The sequence below is a fragment of the Legionella dresdenensis genome, assembly GCF_042649825.1.
In the GTDB taxonomy this organism is placed as follows: domain Bacteria; phylum Pseudomonadota; class Gammaproteobacteria; order Legionellales; family Legionellaceae; genus Legionella_C; species Legionella_C dresdenensis.
This window is the reverse complement of sequence record NZ_JBHSAB010000023.1, coordinates 1-17,247: the sequence shown is the minus strand read 5'-3', so window position 1 is coordinate 17,247 and position 17,247 is coordinate 1. Positions and strand designations below refer to the sequence as shown.

Below are 17,247 nucleotides of genomic sequence, written 5' to 3'. Positions count from 1 at the left end.
CTCCGCATTTTCCTCAGGCCGAACGAATATGGACTGTAAAACACATAGCAGTCAGTTAAGGAATTTTGTACATTTACTATTCTAATTTCCTATGTACCTGGCTTAGCTTGACGGCTATGGGCTGTAAAGCCCAACACCCCATAACTCAGGCGGTCAATAAGCCATATATAAAATTAATTGGGGGCACGCCCCAAGCTGTGTTAGAATGGGTGAAAACAATAACAACTTAAGTTAACAATGCTTGAAAGTGACCGTCTCGTCAGTGCCGCAGCTGTTACCATGGAAGATGCCATTGATCGCGCCATTCGCCCACTTAGCCTCGATGATTATATTGGTCAAGATGCTGTCTGTTCACAAATGCGTATATTCATTGATGCTGCCAAACGCCGCTGTGACGCCCTTGATCATGTATTGGTTTTTGGTCCGCCGGGCTTGGGTAAAACCACGCTTGCAGGCATAATAGCCCATGAAATGGGAGTTAATCTAAAGCAGACTTCGGGACCTGTTCTGGAGCGGGCGGGCGATATGGCTGCCATGCTCACTAATCTGGAAGAAAATGACGTTCTTTTTATCGACGAAATTCATCGTTTAAGCCCTGTCATTGAGGAAATTCTCTATCCGGCAATGGAAGACTACAAACTGGATATCATGATTGGCGAGGGGCCGTCAGCACGCTCGATCAAACTTGAATTACCTCCTTTTACACTGATAGGCGCTACTACCCGAGCTGGATTGCTGACGTCACCGTTACGCGACCGCTTCGGTATTGTGCAGCGGCTGGAGTTTTACTCTGTTGATGCTTTAACTTATATTGTTTCCCGTTCTGCCCGCTTACTGGGCGTCAAGACTGAAGAGGCAGGTGCGCGGGAAATTGCCAAACGTTCACGAGGAACACCCCGTATAGCAAACCGACTGTTAAGGCGAGTGCGTGATTTCGCTGAGGTACGCGGCAAGGGAATAATCACACTTGAAATGGCGCAACTGGCGCTGAAAATGCTGGATGTAGACCAGAATGGTTTTGATGTTATGGATAGAAAATTACTGCTGGCAGTGATTGAGCGTTTTGCTGGCGGCCCGGTTGGGGTTGAAAGTATTGCCGCGTCAATTGGGGAAGAAAAAGGAACGATTGAAGATGTCCTTGAACCTTACCTGATTCAGCAAGGATTCCTGATGCGGACGCCACGGGGCAGAACTGCCACCGCACTTGCTTATCAACATTTTGGCTTGCAGCCGGTTATTCATGAGTAATTCCACCATGGCAAATGAGCTTTTTGCACAAAAATATCGTGTTTATGCAGAAGATACGGATTTTATGGGTATTGTTTATCACGCCCGTTATTTAAATTTTTTTGAACGTGCACGTTCGGATGCATTAAGGCAACATGGGATCTCATTGACCAGGCTGGCAAGTTGCGATTATCATTTGGCAATTACAGAAGTAAACCTGGATTATCGCCATCCGGCACGCCTTGAGGATGAAATATTGATTACTACCTGGATGAATCAGGTACGAAGTTGCAGCATTGTATTTAAACAAAAAATGGAAAATCAGGATAACAGGCTGTTGTGCGAGGCAACGATAAAAGTTGTCTGTATAGATAGCGCAATGAAGCCAAAACGCTTACCGAAACAATTTGTCTAGTTGGAGGAATAAAACGTGGGTAGCCATGCCAGTGTACTGGGTTATTTTATGCAAGCAGGTCTGGTTGTTAAGACCGTGATGCTGCTGTTACTTGCTGCTTCAATTGTTTCATGGACATTAATCTTGCAGCGAGCGTGGTATTTTAAACGTAAAAAGTCGCAGTGCGAGCAATTTGTCAATCGTTTCTGGGATAGCAGCGATTTAAGCACGTTATATGCTGATATTGATTCTAATAGTGAAAAACGGCAGGGAATAGCTGCAATTTTCCATGCCGGCTTTAAAGAGTATATCCGTTCCCGTAAGCAGGGTCTGACCGCATTAGAGCCAATTCAGCGCGTCATGCAGATAAGCCATGCCAAAGAAGCCGCGCAACTTGAAAAACACCTGCCGTTTTTTGCTTCTGTCGGGTCAATTGCACCTTATGTTGGCCTGTTTGGCACCGTCTGGGGGATTATGACATCGTTTCAGGCGCTGGGGCAGGCGCAGCAGGCAACGATTGCCATGGTAGCGCCTGGAATTTCCGAAGCGCTGGTTGCGACCGCACTCGGGCTTTTTACCGCTATCCCGGCTGTTATCGCTTATAATCGCTACTCGACACGGGCTGGTTCCTTACTTGATAAATATGATGTGTTTCAGGAAGAACTTGTATCGTTGATTGAACAACAGACTTCGGCAAACGCAAGAGGTTAAAACATGTTGCGAAAAAAATCATCATCAACCAAGCCTATAGCTGAAATTAACGTGGTTCCATATATCGATGTCATGCTGGTGCTGCTGGTAATTTTTATGATTACTGCGCCCATGCTTACACAAGGTGTTACTGTAGATTTACCTAAAGCGGCAAGTGAAACGCTGTCAAATGAAGATCGGGAGCCGGTAATCGTATCAGTCAATCAGCAGGGTGATTATTTTCTGAATATCAGCAACCAGCCTGACGTACCGCTTGAATCACAGGCTCTGGTAGTACGTGTTGCAGCCGAACTTGAATTAGCTAAAGAAGCTAACCAGAAGCTTAATGTTCTGGTAAAAGGCGACCAGGGTGTTGCCTACGGTAAAGTGGTTGGTGCAATGGCTTTGCTGAAAAAAGCAGGTGCAGAGCAGGTTGGTCTGGTTACTGATTCCTCGGAAGAACCACAAGGGAGTGCGGGATGATTATTGATCCAAGCTACCGCAAAGCATTATTTGCGGCTATCTGTCTTCATGTTTTTGTAGGATTGATGCTATTAACTGATCCAAGCTCGCAGCGCCCTGTGTTGCAAAAAGATAATGTGACTCATTTGGGTGAGGCTACCCCAGCTCAGGCTGAACAACAACCCAAACCAGAGATTGTGAAAGCAGTAAGTGTCGACAATAAAGAAGTGATGGAAACGGTTAACCGTTTAAAGCAAGAGCGGGAAATGCAGAAAAAGGCTGAGCAAGCCCGGCAACAGGCACTGGTAAAGCAAGCTGAAGATGCTCGAAAGGCCCGTTTACAGGAGCAGCAAAAGCTGGCCAAAATTAAAGAAGAAGCCGAAAAACTCGCTATTGCACGTAAAAAACAGATGGAAGAAGAACAAAAACGTTTAAAACAGCTTGCACTGCAAAAAGAGCAGGAAGCCAAACGCTTGGAAGAGCTTAAGAATAAGCAGCAGCAGTTAGAGAAAAAACAACAGCAGGAAGCTCAGAAACTGGCAGAGTTAAAGAAAAAGCAAATTGAGCAATTAGCTCAGGCTGAAAAACAGCGTTTGGAGAAAGAGCAGCAAATTAAGGCTTCTGCGGAAAAAATAAAAGCTGAGCAGGCTGCTGCCGAACAGGCAAGACAGCAACAGGCCGATGCGGAAAGGGCACAGGCTGAAGCCGCAAAGAGAACCAGAATGGCGGGTGAAGTTGATAAATACAAGGCTTTAATTCTGAATGCCATTGGTCGTCGCTGGATTTTACCTGATAATGTTGACGGCAATCTTTCCAGTCAGTTCCGTATTCGCCTTGCACCAGACGGTGCGGTGCTTGAAGTTAGCCTGACTCGTAGCAGCGGTGATTCTGTCCTTGATCGATCGGCACAGACAGCAATCTACAAAGCGTCGCCATTGCCGGTTCCTGCCGATCCTGAAACATTTAACCTGTTCAGGGATATTAGTTTAACAGTACGTCCTGAAAACGTTAGGGGGTAAGTGTGGTTTACAGACGAATTCTAGCAATTTTTTTATTCATCGCATCCAGCGTATCGTTTGCTTTGGATCTTGAGCTAACTCAGGGAATAAGCTCGGCGCTGCCTATTGCTATCAATAGTTTTGGTAATGATGAAGCAAGCCGGGAATTAACGGATGTCATCAATCATGATTTTAATTTTTCCGGGCAATTCAAAGTTATTCCACTTACTTATGGCCCTGGAAATGATCAGGCAGCGATTAATGCTTCAAGGCAGTCAGGCGCTGATAGCCTGCTGACAGGACGGGTTACCCGGGTAGGCAGTAATCACTATAATATAAGTTTTGAACTCTTTGATGTAGTTACCCAGGGCAAATCATTATTAACCCACGATTTCCAAATCAACGGGAATGATGTCCGTGCTATGGCGCACCATATCAGTGATATGGTGTATGAAAAACTGACCGGCGAACGCGGAATATTTTCAACTCGTATTGCTTATATTCTGGTTCAACGCGCATCGGATGGGCGAGCACGCTATTCGCTTGAGGTTGCTGACGCTGATGGTTATAACCCACAAAGCCTGTTACTTTCATCTGATTCTATTGTGTCGCCAGCCTGGTCGCCTGATGGCCGTGAGATAGCCTATGTTTCTTTTGAGAAAAAGAAAGCTCAGATTTATACCGTTTCCGTAGAAACAGGAAAGCGGCGACTAGTTACCGACTTTTCAGGAATTAATAGCGCACCTGCCTGGTCTGCTGATGGCCGGGAGCTGGCGGTTGTGCTTTCAAAAGGCGGCAATCCTAAAATTTACAGTGTAAATCTGGCCAATGGCAGTTTAAAGCAACTGACATTTGGCGATGCGATTGACACTGAGCCACGCTATTCACCGGATGGAAAATCGTTATTGTTTACTTCTGGCCGCGGCGGCGCACCGCAAATTTATCAATTGTCATTAGCTGACGGCAGCATAAGCAGAGTGACATTTGCCGGTAACTATAACGCACGCGCATCGTTTACCCCTGATCAAAAACACGTTGTCATGATGCATAGGGAAGACAAAGGCTTTAATATCGGTGTCCAGGATATGAATAGCGGTCAGCTTACGTCAGTGACTTCTTCTTCAGTGGATGAGTCGCCTACAGTAGCGCCTAATGGCCGGTTAATTCTGTATGCAACCAGAAAAGGCGAGCGGGGCGTGCTGGAGATTGTTTCAATTGATGGCCGAATCCGTATGCGCTTGCCGACCAAGGAAGGTGATGTCCAAGAGCCTGCCTGGTCGCCTTATCTTGGTTAGAAGAGCATCTCCCAGCCGGCTGTTAGCAATTGTTATGCTGGGTTTTTCTGCGCTGAACACTTACGGTTGGAGTGCTATGGGGCATCGGGTAATTGCTCAAATAGCGCTTGACCATTTAACCCAGGAAGCAAAAAAACTGTTTTTACAATATAATAACAGCATTGATAAGCTCTCTTTTGTCGAGGCAGCGGTATGGCTTGATAACGTCAATTATCATAACATACGGATTTTAAAGACAATTCATTATATCGATATCCCTTATATAATGGACGGTATTAAACCGCCGGCGTTGAATCCTGATAACGGAATTACTGCAATAAAGAGCGCGGTTGCCATACTTCGTGATATAAATAGCCCGGATTATATGAAAGGCATAAATACCCGCATTATCACCCACGTTGTCGGCGATCTCCATCAACCCATGCATGCAGTAACACTATATAGTACTGAGTTTAAAGAGGGCGATATGGGAGGAAATCTGTATTGCCTGCAAGCCAATAGTATCGCTGCTAACCTGCATGGTTATTGGGACAAAGGCGGGGGTTTATTAAATAGCCATAAAAAAATTACATCAGCCCGGATTACCCGCGTAGCGCGCAAAGTAGAAGACAAATGGCCGTGTCCAAGTGTTTCTGGGAGTCAGTTAGCGCCAGAAACCTGGGCAAATGAATCTTATCAATTGGCAATAACAAAAGCGTATAAGATCAACTACGGCCAAAAACCGAGCCATGCTTATCAAAATATGGTAAAGCAAATCAGCGAGCAACGGCTTGCTTTAGCTGGTTGTCGATTAGCGTCTCTGCTTAACCAGATAGCTAATGCCAGTGAGTCCGGATCAATGTAGGTTGGGCCGTTTTGACCCAACAACGGTGCTTTATACAAGATCGAATGTTGGGTCAACGACCCAACCTACACTTGAGGAGTAAAAGTACTTCCTGAGGAAACACCGGGTACGTCCGCATGAAAAAATAACCGAGCTTTTTCATAATCTACACATGCTCGTTGCTGCACTTCATTCGGCATCATTTTTATTTTGCCGTAAACTTTCACGATATTTGCTGGCTTGTGATCTTTACCATATTTTTTGACAGCAGCTACTGCATTTTGCAAATCCTCAATAAATTTTTTAGCAAAATCTGGCATTAATGTGTGGACATGAGTCAAACACATATGAAATCCATCCGGATTTTGTAAGGCATTGAGCTCCCAACCTCTCTTTTTCATTTCCTCCATAATTGAAAAACAATTGAGGTTCGCACTACGAAAACCCAATACCGACCATTGCGGATCACCAAAAATATATATATCGTTTTCAGTCAACCCGCTATCTTCCTGAGTTAATTTAACAAATAAACCTTGTATCGTTTTGCGCAACTCAACAATGTTGTTCGTTATTTCCCGATATTTTTTGTGTCCATAGTAAGACATGGTAGTGTAAATTTCAGCAATGCGAGCGCCGCTGGTTGAGCCATCCAAGATACCGGGAGTCGCATACAAGCCGCCCGCCCAATCAGCGGCGGAAAAAACCGGTAAAGCAGGCGCATCGCTACGGAACATACATATTGAAGTACCTTTTGGGCACAGCCCATATTTATGGAAGTCTGCTGAAATAGAAGTAACGCCAGGCAAACGAAAATCCATCGGGTTAGCCGATGTATCAGCAAAAGCAGTTAAAAAGCCTCCCAGGCAGGCATCTACATGGAACGGTATCTTTTTTCTCAGGGCAAGTTCTGACAGCTCAGAAATCGGATCGCAAATCCCATACATAAAAGACGGCGCTGAACCCACCATAACGGCAGTGTTATCAGAAAGATATTTTTCCATTGTTTTTGCACTGACAGCACCGGTTTTCGGATCAACGGGAACAGTGATCAAAGTGGCGCCAGTCAACTGAGCCGCTTTTTTGAATGCTGCATGTGCTGTTTCCGGAATGACTATCTCAGGCTGCGCAATCCCTCTATTGCGGGCTGCTATCACATAAGCGGCCATAGCTTCAATGATACTTGTAGTACCGCCATGGGTTAGAAGACCATAATCATGCTCTGAACCTCCAAACAGTTTAAGCGCCCACTGAGTAATTTCAGATCTCATAGCGCTAATACGAGGCCATTTGTTATGCATTGGGTTAGATAAAGCGGTACTGGCAAAAGTTTCTTTTAATAAAGCAGTTAATTCTTCTGTATGTACGGCATAAAGCGTTCCTGAATCCTGGCCGTCTCCTTTCTGAACAACTAACTTTTTCGCAGATGGCTTATTTGGAGCTGCTGAAAAATCATAATTACACGCTGCAGGTTCAATACCAAATGCCTGCAGAATTTCATGCGCAGGAACACTTTCTTCTGGAAGTTCTTTTTTTAAACGCATATTGGCTCGTTCTGCTTGCAGTTCTTTGTTGATTGAACTGATGTTTTGAGCCAGTTCCTTATTAATATATTGTTTAAGCGGAGGCAGGTTTTTAAATATTCCATAGGCTACGTCCAGTGCGCTCTGTTTGACAGAACTGTTATGGCGTGAGCGATACATCCTTGCAAGCATAGGATATTTGTCGAATAAGAAAAGTATAGCGGCAGTTGCCAGAATGATTTGATGGGTTGGTATATTCTTGAGAGATTTATCGAGTTTTTTAGTGCTGGCGGAGAGTAACGCGGTAATAAATTTAAGCATGTTATTAAAATCCTTTTAATTAACGACAGGCTTATGTTAGGGGGTTTTCAGGTGAAAGGCTATAGATATATGTTGGGAAGTAAGTGTTGGGCTTTACAGCCCAACCTATACTTAACTACGGTACATCTCGGAGTTTTTCGCCGGTGTATAACTGACGTGGTCTGCCAATTTTGGATTTATTGGCAACCATTTCCATCCAGTGCGACATCCAGCCTACGGTTCTTGCCAGAGCAAAAATCACTGTAAACATATTAGTTGGAATGCCAATAGCGCTTAAGGTCAGGCCGGAATAGAAATCGACATTGGGATACAGTTTTTTCTCAATGAAGTAATCATCTTCCAGCGCGATACGCTCAAGCTCCATCGCCAGCTTGAATAATGGTTCATCATGGGCGCCGACCGCAGTTAAGACATCATGGCAGGTTTCACGCATTACTTTGGCGCGTGGGTCATAACTCTTATAAACCCGGTGACCAAAACCCATCAGGCGAAATGGATCATCTTTATCCTTGGCGCGTTTGATAAAATGGTTAATATTTTTAATATCGCCAATTTCTTTCAGCATGTTCAGGCAGGCTTCGTTAGCGCCGCCGTGAGCAGGTCCCCACAAAGCGCCGATCCCTGCAGAAATACAGGCAAACGGATTAGCGCCAGTCGAGCCGGCTAATCGGACAGTAGACGTTGATGCATTCTGTTCGTGATCAGCATGCAAGGTAAAGATTTTATCCATTGCATCCACAATAGTGGGGTTTGGCGTAATTTCTTCTGATGGCACCCCAAACATCATGTGCAAAAAGTTTTCAGCATATGACATTCTGTTTTGAGGATACATGTAGGGTTGGCCAATTGAGTACTTATAACTCATGGCTGCCAGCGTGGGCATTTTTGCAATCAGTCTGATAGCTGAAATATAGCGATCATGCTGGTTTGTCAAATCCATGGTGTCATGATAAAAAGCTGACAGAGCGCCTACAATACCGACCATAATAGCCATGGGGTGAGCATCACGGCGGAAACCATTTAAAAACTGGTACATTTGCTGGTGAACCATAGTATGGTTATTAATCAGGCTGACGAAATTCTTTTTTTCATCGCCATTGGGCAGTTCGCCGTTCAGCAAGAGATAACTGACATCAAGAAAGTCTTTTTTCTCTGCCAGTTGTTCAATGGGATAACCTCGATACAACAAAACTCCCTTATCACCATCGATATAGGTTATCTTGGATTCGCAAGATGCTGTTGAGATGAAGCCTGGATCATAGGTAAACAGGTCCAGCGCGCTTAATTGATTGATATCAACCACGTCATTACCCAGCGTTGGGGAGTAGATAGGTAAATCAATCGATTTCTCGCCATTCTCAATGCTGAGTTTTGCAATTTTACTGGCCATCGTGTCTCCTCTTTATTATGCTGGCAGTTATTTACTGCATTTGGTGCAGCACTATATTAAAATGCCGGGCTACAGTCAAATACAGCTTATCGGGATCTACTGTAATTTCAGTATGGTTCAATTTGTCGGATTTTTACAGTTTTGGTCAACTAAAATATTAAGTTCAATTCATTGATGCTCTATGTTATTCTCACGGATATCTGTTTGATCGATCGTAGAAGGACGCCCGTTAGCTATGGTTAATTTAGCCAAAGAAGTAATATCAGTTAATATTGAAGATGAGTTAAAGCAATCGTATCTTGATTATGCGATGAGCGTAATTGTTGGCCGCGCGTTGCCCGATGTGCGCGATGGTTTGAAACCGGTGCATCGCCGTGTGCTTTTTGCAATGAGCGAGCTGGGTAACGACTGGAACAAACCCTATAAAAAATCGGCTCGTGTAGTCGGGGATGTTATCGGTAAATACCACCCGCATGGCGATACCGCTGTTTATGACACGATAGTCCGTATGGCGCAGCCATTTTCCATGCGTTATATGCTGGTTGATGGCCAGGGAAACTTCGGTTCGGTAGACGGCGATATGGCTGCTGCGATGCGATATACCGAAGTACGGATGTCCAAAGTCGCCCATGCATTGCTTGCTGATTTAGAGAAGGAAACCGTTGATTTCACCCCTAACTATGACGAAACCGAATTTGCACCGATTGTTCTGCCGTCACGTGTACCTAATCTGCTGGTAAATGGTTCATCTGGTATTGCGGTAGGTATGGCAACCAATATTCCGCCTCATAACCTGACAGAAGTAATTAATGCCTGTGTGGCCTTAATTGCTGATCCAGATCTGAGTATTGATGATCTGATGGACTATATTCCAGGGCCTGATTTCCCGACTGCTGCGATAATTAACGGCAGGGCTGGTATTATTCAGGCATACCGTACTGGACGTGGCCGTATTCTGATTCGGGCACGGACAGAAATTGAAACAGATAGCGATACTAACCGCCAAGCAATTATTATTACTGAACTGCCTTATCAAGTGAATAAAGCACGCCTGGTTGAGAAAATAGCCGAACTGGTTCGAGACAAAAAAATCGAAGGGATATCCGGTCTGCGTGATGAATCCGACAAACAGGGGATGAGGGTAGTAATCGAATTGAAGCGTGGCGAGGTTGCTGAAGTTATCCTGAACAATCTCTATGCCCACACTCAAATGCAGAATGTATTCGGCATTAATATGGTGGCATTGGTGGATGGTCAGCCAAGAACGCTGAACCTGAAAGAGATTCTTGAGTATTTCATCAGGCATCGCCGTGAAGTTGTCACCAGAAGAACAATTTTTGAACTTAAAAAGGCGCGTGAACGCGCCCATCTCCTGGAAGGCTTAGGGGTTGCACTGGCAAACATTGATGAAATGATCGAGTTGATTAAGCAATCGCCTACACCGCAGGATGCAAAAGAAAGCCTGCTGGCCCGGAGCTGGGAACCGGGCATGGTAAAAGCAATGCTTGCAAGCGCTGGCAGCGATGCCTGCAGACCGGACGATTTGCCTGCAGAATATGGTTTGAGCGCTGATGGCTATCGTTTATCGCCTAATCAGGCTCAGGCAATTCTGGATTTAAGATTACATCGCTTAACGGCCTTGGAACAGGATAAAATCATTAATGAATTCAAGGAATTGCTTGATGTCATTAAGGATTTACTTGATATTCTGGCATCACCTGAGCGTTTGATGCAGGTGATTAATGATGAGTTACTTGAAGTGAAAAAGCAGTTTGGTGATGAGCGCCGTACTGAAATCACTGCTTCGCAAGAAGATTTAACCATTGAAGATCTGATTACTGAAGAGGATGTAGTTGTTACGCTTTCGCATCAGGGGTATGTCAAATACCAGCCGATCTCCATGTATCAGGCACAACGGCGTGGCGGTAAAGGCAAATCGGCAACCAATGTTAAAGATGAAGATTTTATTGAAAAGCTGGTTATTGCCAGTACTCATGATACGCTGCTTTGCTTCTCCAACCATGGCAAACTTTATTGGTTAAAGGCTTATCAATTGCCGCTGGCAAGCCGTATATCCCGTGGTAAACCCATTATTAACATTTTGCCTTTAGCGGAAGATGAAGCGATTAACGCAATGTTGCCTGTTCGTGAATATGGCGAAGGTCGATTTGTATTTATGGCTACCAAACACGGTACCGTGAAGAAAGTTCCACTGGAAGCATTCAGCCGTCCGCGTTCTACTGGAATTATCGCTGTTGATCTTGATGAAAACGATCGTCTGGTTGGGGTTGATATTACTGATAGCAGTAAAGACATCATGTTATTTACTGATGCCGGTAAAGTAATTCGCTTTGATGAAAATCTGGTAAGACCAATGGGACGAACCGCACGCGGTGTCCGAGGTATCAGGCTGGCAGAAGACCAATCAGTCATTTCTCTTGTTGTTGCCAAAGCAGAAGGAACTATTCTAACCGCGACCGAAAACGGTTATGGAAAACGTACAGATGTTTCCGAATACCGCGTGTCAGGACGCGGCGGCCAAGGCGTTATTTCGATTCAGGTTAACGAGCGTAACGGTAAAGTAGTGCGTGCTCTGCAAGTTGAGGAGAGCGACGAGGCGATGCTGATTACAGATAAAGGTACTTTGGTTAGATTCAGAGTAAACGAATTGTCGATTATCGGCCGTAATACCCAGGGTGTACGCCTGATTAATGTCAGTACTGGCGAGCATGTAGTCGGAATGCAGCGTATTGAAGATTTGGGCGATGAATCGTCAGACGATTATAATGACGGCGATTTTGAGGACAATATCGAAGAAAGCAGTGGCGATGAGTAGGGCAATCAATTTTGGTGCTGGTCCGGCAATGCTGCCGGAAGAGCTTTTGAAAGAAATACAGCAGGAATTACTGGATTGGCAAGGGCTTGGCATGTCAATCCTGGAAATTGGTCATCGGACAGCGGCTTTTACGCAGTTGCTGGAACAAACAGAACAACTTTTCAGGACGTTGCTGAATATTCCGGCTGATTACCATGTATTATTTTTAGGCGGAGCAACCCGAGCGCAATTTGGGATGATTCCGCTAAATTTCCTTTCCGCCCAACAGCAGGCAGGGTATGTTGTTACGGGTATCTGGTCCGCTATGGCGCTGAAAGAAGCACAACGTCTGAAAAAGGCTTATTGCCTCGCATCCAGCGAAACCAGCGGCTTCACGACTATTCCGTCCAATGATGAATTACAGTATAAAGATAATACAGCTTATCTGTATTACACGCCTAACGAAACTGTAAATGGGGTAAGGTATTTCCCGGTTTTGAATCGCTCGGTTCCAATCATTGCTGATATGACCTCCTGTTTGTTGACTGAACCAGTTAATATCGCCGATTTTGATATGATTTTTGCCGGGGCACAAAAAATTATCGCTAATGCCGGCTTAACAATAGTGATTGTAAGCAACAAGCTTCTGAATTCATCGGATACAGCGGTTTTGCCAACCATGTCGGATTATCGGATACACGCAGCAAACCACTCTCTGTATGCTACACCGCCGACATTTAATTGTTATGTGGCCTGCAAAATGCTGCAGTGGATTGAGAAACAGGGTGGTGTTGCTGCCGTTTATCAGCAAAACAGAATAAAATCTGCGCGTCTTTATCAATATATTGACTCATCTTCTGCTTATGAATGCAAAATTGCTCCCCAGGCCCGATCACTGGTCAATGTCTGCTTTAACCTTGCCAGCCCTGAACTTGAAAGCCTGTTTGCTGAAGAGGCTGCGGAAAATAATCTGCTGGCGTTGAAAGGCCATAGAATGGTTGGCGGATTACGGGTAAGTTTGTATAATTCAATGCCAATATCAGCGGTAGACCGCTTAATTAACTTTATGGATGATTTTGCCAGGAAACACAGATTATGAAGCATATCAATTTTATCAGCAGTCCAGTTCAAAATTTACGAGGCGAAATAGAGGTTCCTGGCGATAAATCAATTTCACACCGTTCAATCATTTTGGGTTCGATTGCCAAAGGTCCTACCATTGTTAATGGTTTTCTTGAAGGCGAAGATTGTCTGGCTACACTTAAAGCCTTTGAGGCAATGGGCGTGACGATAGAAAAACCTGCGCCTCAGCAATTAGTTATCCACGGTGTTGGCAAATACGGTTTGCAACAGCCGGAGCAGGCGATTGATTGCGGCAATTCCGGAACCAGCATGAGACTTTTGGCTGGATTATTGGCTGCTCAGGATTTTAGCAGTGAACTGACGGGTGATCAAAGTCTGTTGAAACGGCCCATGGAAAGGGTAAGCCGTCCGTTGACTCAAATGGGCGCTGAAATAGCAACCCATGAAGGCAAGCCTCCTTTAACTATCAGAGGGAAAAAATCGCTTACTGGTATCATATATCAAATGCCAATTGCCAGTGCGCAGGTAAAATCGTGCCTGTTACTGGCTGGAATGTATGCTAAAGGCGAGACAATTGTCATTGAACCCGGCGTAACCCGGGATCATACCGAAAGAATGCTGACGGCATTCAGTTACCCCTTGCAGAAGTCTGAAGATCAGGTTGCTATTAGTTCGGAAGGTGAATGTATTGGAACAGATATTAATGTTCCCGGCGATATCTCATCCGCAGCATTTTTTATCGTTGCGGCAACAATAATACCAAATTCTGATATAATAATACGGAATGTTGGAATAAATCCAACTCGCGTAGGAATTGTGCAGATTTTGAATCAAATGGGTGCTAAAATTAATTTAGCAAACAAACGGATTTATGGTGAAGAAGTCGTAGCTGATCTTCATGTTCAGTACTCTCCGCTTGAAGGGATAGATATTCCTGCAACTTTAGTTCCACTAGCGATAGATGAGTTTCCGGCTATTTTCATTGCAGCAGCCTGTGCTAAAGGTCAGACCCGGCTGCATGGCGCAAGTGAATTACGGACAAAAGAAAGCGATCGCATCAGCGCAATGGCAGATGGGTTGCGGATTTTAGGTGTTGAAACACAAGTATTTGCTGATGGAATTTATATCAACGGCGGTAATAAATTACAGGGTGGGGTAGTAGACAGCCGGGGTGATCATCGAATTGCAATGGCTTTTTCAATCGCGGGGGCGCTGACTGAAACGCCAGTGACAATAAAAAATTGTGCGAATGTTGCTACCTCGTTCCCCACATTTGTAAAAACAGCCAATGATTTAAGCATGGCTATTGAGGAAGTTGGTAATGAAATCGAATAAAATTGTCCCGGTAATTACATTGGACGGGCCAAGCGGTACGGGTAAAGGTACAATCTGCCATATGCTTGCCGATCATCTGGACTGGCATGTACTGGACAGCGGCTCTATCTATCGGGTTCTTGCCTATGCGGCGCGTAAAAGAAACATTGATTTTGCCAATATCGCTGAGATGGTAAAACTTGCCCATACTCTCAATGTGCGCTTTGAAACAGATCCGCATTTAAAAACTACAGTGATTCTTGACGGTGCAGAAGTTTATGAGCAGCTTCGCAGTGAGCAGTGCGGACAGGATGCATCCAGAATTGCAGCTCTTCCGGAAATCAGGGAAGCGCTTTTAGCCCGTCAACGTGCATTTGCAATGGAACCTGGGCTGGTAACAGATGGCCGCGATATGGGCACAGTGGTGTTCCCAGATGCGGTTGTGAAGATATATTTGTACGCTTCTACTGAGGAAAGAGCACAAAGACGCTATTTTCAGTTGAAAGAAAAGCAAATTGATGTTAGCCTCGCCCAAGTTGTTGAAGAATTAGTGAAACGTGACGAGCGAGATATGGCTCGATTGCATGCGCCGCTAAAGCCTGCAGAGGACGCAGTGCTCATTGATACAACTGGATTAACGATTGCGCAAGTATTCGATAATGTACTAAACTCTATCAATACGCATTCGTTTTTCAGCTGAAAGGGGGGGGATGTGAGGGGATTCACGTTTCCATTTTATTTACTAAAGAGTTTATTAACATGTCTGAAAGTTTCAAAGAATTGTTTGAGCAAAGTATAGCGGGTGCCCAGTTTTATCCCGGCGCAATCATTAATGCAAAAGTTATCGATATCGATGATGACTACGTCACTTTAAACGCCGGTTTAAAATCTGAAGGTATTGTCGCGGTCGAAGAGTTCCAGGATAAAAATGGCGCTCTTGAAGTCAGTATTGGCGATACCGTTGAAGTTGCTCTTGATTCCGTTGAGGATGGCTATGGTGAAACATTGTTATCCCGCGAAAAAGCCAAGCGTCAGGAAGCCTGGCGTAAATTGTCCAAGTCTCATGAAAATAACGAGACAGTAACTGGCTTGATTTCTGGAAAAGTAAAGGGCGGTTTCACTGTAGAAATTGGCACTATCCGCGCATTCTTGCCTGGTTCTTTAGTTGATGTCAGACCTGTTCGCGATCCATCTTACCTCGAAGGTAAAGAGCTTGAGTTCAAAGTTATTAAAATGGATCTGAAGAGAAATAACATTGTTGTTTCACGCCGTGCAGTTGTTGAAGAAGAAAGCAGCGCAGACAGACAGGCTCTTCTTGAGTCTCTGCATGATGGTCAGGTACTTAACGGTATCGTTAAAAACCTCACTGACTACGGTGCATTTATTGATCTGGGCGGAATCGATGGTCTGCTGCATATCACTGACATTTCCTGGAAACGTGTTAAACACCCAAGTGAAGTACTTACTGTAGGTCAGGATGTTAAAGTTAAAGTACTGAGCTTTGATAGCGAACGTAACCGTGTTTCCTTAGGTATGAAACAACTGGGTAACGATCCTTGGGTTGATCTGGTTGAGCGTTATCCTGTCGGCAAAAAACTGCAAGGTAAAGTAACTAACATCACCGATTACGGCTGCTTCGTTGAAATTGAAGAAGGCGTTGAAGGTCTGGTTCATATGTCAGAAATGGATTGGACAAACAAAAACGTTCACCCAAGCAAAGTCGTTTCTATGGGGGACATAGTTGATGTTATGGTTCTTGAGATTGATGAAGAGCGCCGCCGTATATCGCTGGGTATGAAGCAATGCGTTGGCAATCCATGGCATCAATTTGCTCAATCTCATAGCAAAGGCCAGAAAGTTAGCGGTAAAATCCGTTCTATCACTGATTTCGGTATCTTTATTGGTCTTGAGGGTGATATTGACGGTCTGGTTCACTTATCTGATATCTCCTGGACGATTCCTGGTGAAGAAGCAGTTAAGCAGTTCAAGAAAGGTCAAGAGCTCGAAGCCGTTATTCTGGGTATCGATGCTGACCGTGAAAGAATTTCTCTGGGATTGAAACAGCTCGAGGGCGATAATTTCACTGCTTATGTTGAAGAGTACAGCAAAGGCGCAGTTGTTAAAGGAAAAGTAGTTTCCGTTGACGCTAAAACTGTGACTGTTGAACTGACTGAAGACGTTGTTGGTACTATTCGTTCGAACGAACTGTCCGATGAGCGTGTTGACGACGCAACAACTCTGTACAAAGAAGGCGATGATATCGAAGCTAAAATTGTTAATGTTGACAAGAAAAACCGTACAATTGCCTTGTCAGTAAAAGCAAAAGATGCTCAAGAGCAAGCTGAAGCAATCAAAAAGTACACTCGAGGTGATGCACCTTCTACAACCTTGGGTTCAACTACTTTAGGCGACTTGTTCAAAGAAAAAATTGCTAACAAAGAAACTGAATAACAGTTAGCTCTTTTGAAAAAAAGCGTGGATGATGGTGTTCCTTCATTTGCGCTTTTTTTTAAATAATAAAGGAGGATGACTATGCGTTTTGTGATGATAACCATATATTTGCTGTTAATCCTCGCAGGCGTTAGTTTTGCTGCCCTTAATGCCAGCTCAGTGCATGTTAATTTGTATGTAGCAACAGTCAGCATGCCAATTGCGGTATTAATGACTATTATGCTTGGAGTCGGGTTGATAATTGGCAGTTTGTTGTTTATAACCAAGTACTGGCGTTTGAAAATGGAGTTGGTAAAAACTCGTAATCAGTTAAAAATTAATGAAAAAGAAATCCGTAATTTAAGAAATATTCCCCTGAAAGATCAACATTAGTCAAAGAATAAAACCAATGAATGTAGGTTGGGCTGTAAAGCCCAATGGCGCTGCCTTAAGCTGTACAAAAATTGCGATATAGAAAAAAAGAG

At 44.3% G+C, this 17,247-nt stretch carries 15 protein-coding genes; 13 read left to right on the top strand and 2 right to left on the bottom strand.

All coding sequences use genetic code 11. The annotated features are described in order from the left end of the window. The first annotated feature begins 237 nt into the window (after positions 1–237). Genes ruvB through ACFORL_RS09295 form a run of 7 tightly spaced genes read left to right on the top strand, consistent with a single transcriptional unit; the run spans position 238 to position 5,910 of the window. Complete coding sequence (ruvB, locus tag ACFORL_RS09325; protein WP_382343328.1) at positions 238–1,248, top strand: Holliday junction branch migration DNA helicase RuvB; 1,011 nt, start codon at positions 238–240, stop codon at positions 1,246–1,248. Further along, entirely contained in the window at positions 1,241–1,642 is a 402-nt protein-coding gene (locus ACFORL_RS09320; protein ID WP_382343326.1) for a YbgC/FadM family acyl-CoA thioesterase, read from the top strand. The genes ruvB and ACFORL_RS09320 overlap by 8 nt, the downstream gene beginning before the upstream one ends. Before the next feature lie 15 nt (positions 1,643–1,657). Next, a complete protein-coding gene (tolQ, locus tag ACFORL_RS09315) occupies positions 1,658–2,332 on the top strand; it encodes a protein TolQ (RefSeq protein ID WP_382343324.1) in 675 nt (224 codons plus the stop codon). A 3-nt stretch (positions 2,333–2,335) separates the two neighbouring features. Beyond that, positions 2,336–2,794 (top strand): protein TolR, encoded by a 459-nt coding sequence (gene tolR, locus ACFORL_RS09310; RefSeq protein ID WP_382343322.1) that lies wholly within the window; start codon positions 2,336–2,338, stop codon positions 2,792–2,794. Next, on the top strand, positions 2,791–3,792 hold the full coding sequence (gene tolA / locus ACFORL_RS09305; RefSeq protein WP_382343320.1) for a cell envelope integrity protein TolA: 1,002 nt from the start codon (positions 2,791–2,793) through the stop codon (positions 3,790–3,792). Before tolR ends, tolA begins: the two co-directional genes overlap by 4 nt. 2 nt (positions 3,793–3,794) lie before the next feature. After that, positions 3,795–5,066, top strand: coding sequence for a Tol-Pal system beta propeller repeat protein TolB (tolB, locus tag ACFORL_RS09300; RefSeq protein ID WP_382343318.1), 1,272 nt, complete (start codon positions 3,795–3,797; stop codon positions 5,064–5,066). A gap of 34 nt (positions 5,067–5,100) precedes the next feature. Then, entirely contained in the window at positions 5,101–5,910 is an 810-nt protein-coding gene (locus tag ACFORL_RS09295) for a S1/P1 nuclease (protein ID WP_382343316.1), read from the top strand. Positions 5,911–5,975: 65 nt separating this feature from the next. Here the strand turns inward: ACFORL_RS09295 and ACFORL_RS09290 are convergent, their stop codons facing one another. Both ACFORL_RS09290 and gltA read right to left on the bottom strand, forming a co-directional pair. Continuing rightward, complete coding sequence (locus ACFORL_RS09290) at positions 5,976–7,730, bottom strand: pyridoxal phosphate-dependent decarboxylase family protein (RefSeq protein ID WP_382343314.1); 1,755 nt, start codon at positions 7,728–7,730, stop codon at positions 5,976–5,978. Between the two features lie 115 nt (positions 7,731–7,845). Then, positions 7,846–9,120 (bottom strand): citrate synthase, encoded by a 1,275-nt coding sequence (gltA, locus tag ACFORL_RS09285; RefSeq protein ID WP_382343313.1) that lies wholly within the window; start codon positions 9,118–9,120, stop codon positions 7,846–7,848. Between the two features lie 235 nt (positions 9,121–9,355). Here gltA and gyrA point away from each other — a divergent pair, with 235 nt between their 5' ends. The 6 genes from gyrA (at position 9,356) to ACFORL_RS09255 (ending at position 17,155) form a co-directional block, all read left to right on the top strand. Then, positions 9,356–11,956, top strand: a complete 2,601-nt coding sequence (gene gyrA, locus ACFORL_RS09280; protein WP_382343311.1) for a DNA gyrase subunit A — start codon at positions 9,356–9,358, stop codon at positions 11,954–11,956. After that, positions 11,949–13,034, top strand: coding sequence for a 3-phosphoserine/phosphohydroxythreonine transaminase (serC, locus tag ACFORL_RS09275; protein WP_382343309.1), 1,086 nt, complete (start codon positions 11,949–11,951; stop codon positions 13,032–13,034). Before gyrA ends, serC begins: the two co-directional genes overlap by 8 nt. Then, positions 13,031–14,353 (top strand): 3-phosphoshikimate 1-carboxyvinyltransferase, encoded by a 1,323-nt coding sequence (gene aroA / locus ACFORL_RS09270; RefSeq protein ID WP_382343307.1) that lies wholly within the window; start codon positions 13,031–13,033, stop codon positions 14,351–14,353. Before serC ends, aroA begins: the two co-directional genes overlap by 4 nt. Next, positions 14,340–15,032 carry a (d)CMP kinase gene (cmk, locus tag ACFORL_RS09265; RefSeq protein ID WP_382343305.1) on the top strand — a complete coding sequence of 231 codons (693 nt, stop codon included), beginning with the start codon at positions 14,340–14,342 and terminating at the stop codon, positions 15,030–15,032. The genes aroA and cmk overlap by 14 nt, the downstream gene beginning before the upstream one ends. Before the next feature lie 59 nt (positions 15,033–15,091). Further along, positions 15,092–16,783, top strand: a complete 1,692-nt coding sequence (gene rpsA, locus ACFORL_RS09260; RefSeq protein WP_382343303.1) for a 30S ribosomal protein S1 — start codon at positions 15,092–15,094, stop codon at positions 16,781–16,783. Between the two features lie 81 nt (positions 16,784–16,864). Then, positions 16,865–17,155 carry a LapA family protein gene (locus ACFORL_RS09255; RefSeq protein WP_382343301.1) on the top strand — a complete coding sequence of 97 codons (291 nt, stop codon included), beginning with the start codon at positions 16,865–16,867 and terminating at the stop codon, positions 17,153–17,155. Positions 17,156–17,247 lie beyond the last annotated feature (92 nt).

Bases quoted from the DNA above. Each gene is read 5' to 3' on its own strand.
- ruvB (WP_382343328.1), top strand. From the start codon at position 238: ATGCTTGAAAGTGACCGTCTCGTCAGTGCCGCAGCTGTTACCATGGAA.
- ACFORL_RS09320 (WP_382343326.1), top strand. From the start codon at position 1,241: ATGAGTAATTCCACCATGGCAAATGAGCTTTTTGCACAAAAATATCGT.
- tolR (WP_382343322.1), top strand. From the start codon at position 2,336: ATGTTGCGAAAAAAATCATCATCAACCAAGCCTATAGCTGAAATTAAC.
- tolA (WP_382343320.1), top strand. From the start codon at position 2,791: ATGATTATTGATCCAAGCTACCGCAAAGCATTATTTGCGGCTATCTGT.
- ACFORL_RS09295 (WP_382343316.1), top strand. From the start codon at position 5,101: ATGCTGGGTTTTTCTGCGCTGAACACTTACGGTTGGAGTGCTATGGGG.
- ACFORL_RS09290 (WP_382343314.1), bottom strand. From the start codon at position 7,730: ATGCTTAAATTTATTACCGCGTTACTCTCCGCCAGCACTAAAAAACTC.
- gltA (WP_382343313.1), bottom strand. From the start codon at position 9,120: ATGGCCAGTAAAATTGCAAAACTCAGCATTGAGAATGGCGAGAAATCG.
- gyrA (WP_382343311.1), top strand. From the start codon at position 9,356: ATGGTTAATTTAGCCAAAGAAGTAATATCAGTTAATATTGAAGATGAG.
- serC (WP_382343309.1), top strand. From the start codon at position 11,949: ATGAGTAGGGCAATCAATTTTGGTGCTGGTCCGGCAATGCTGCCGGAA.
- aroA (WP_382343307.1), top strand. From the start codon at position 13,031: ATGAAGCATATCAATTTTATCAGCAGTCCAGTTCAAAATTTACGAGGC.
- cmk (WP_382343305.1), top strand. From the start codon at position 14,340: ATGAAATCGAATAAAATTGTCCCGGTAATTACATTGGACGGGCCAAGC.
- rpsA (WP_382343303.1), top strand. From the start codon at position 15,092: ATGTCTGAAAGTTTCAAAGAATTGTTTGAGCAAAGTATAGCGGGTGCC.
- ACFORL_RS09255 (WP_382343301.1), top strand. From the start codon at position 16,865: ATGCGTTTTGTGATGATAACCATATATTTGCTGTTAATCCTCGCAGGC.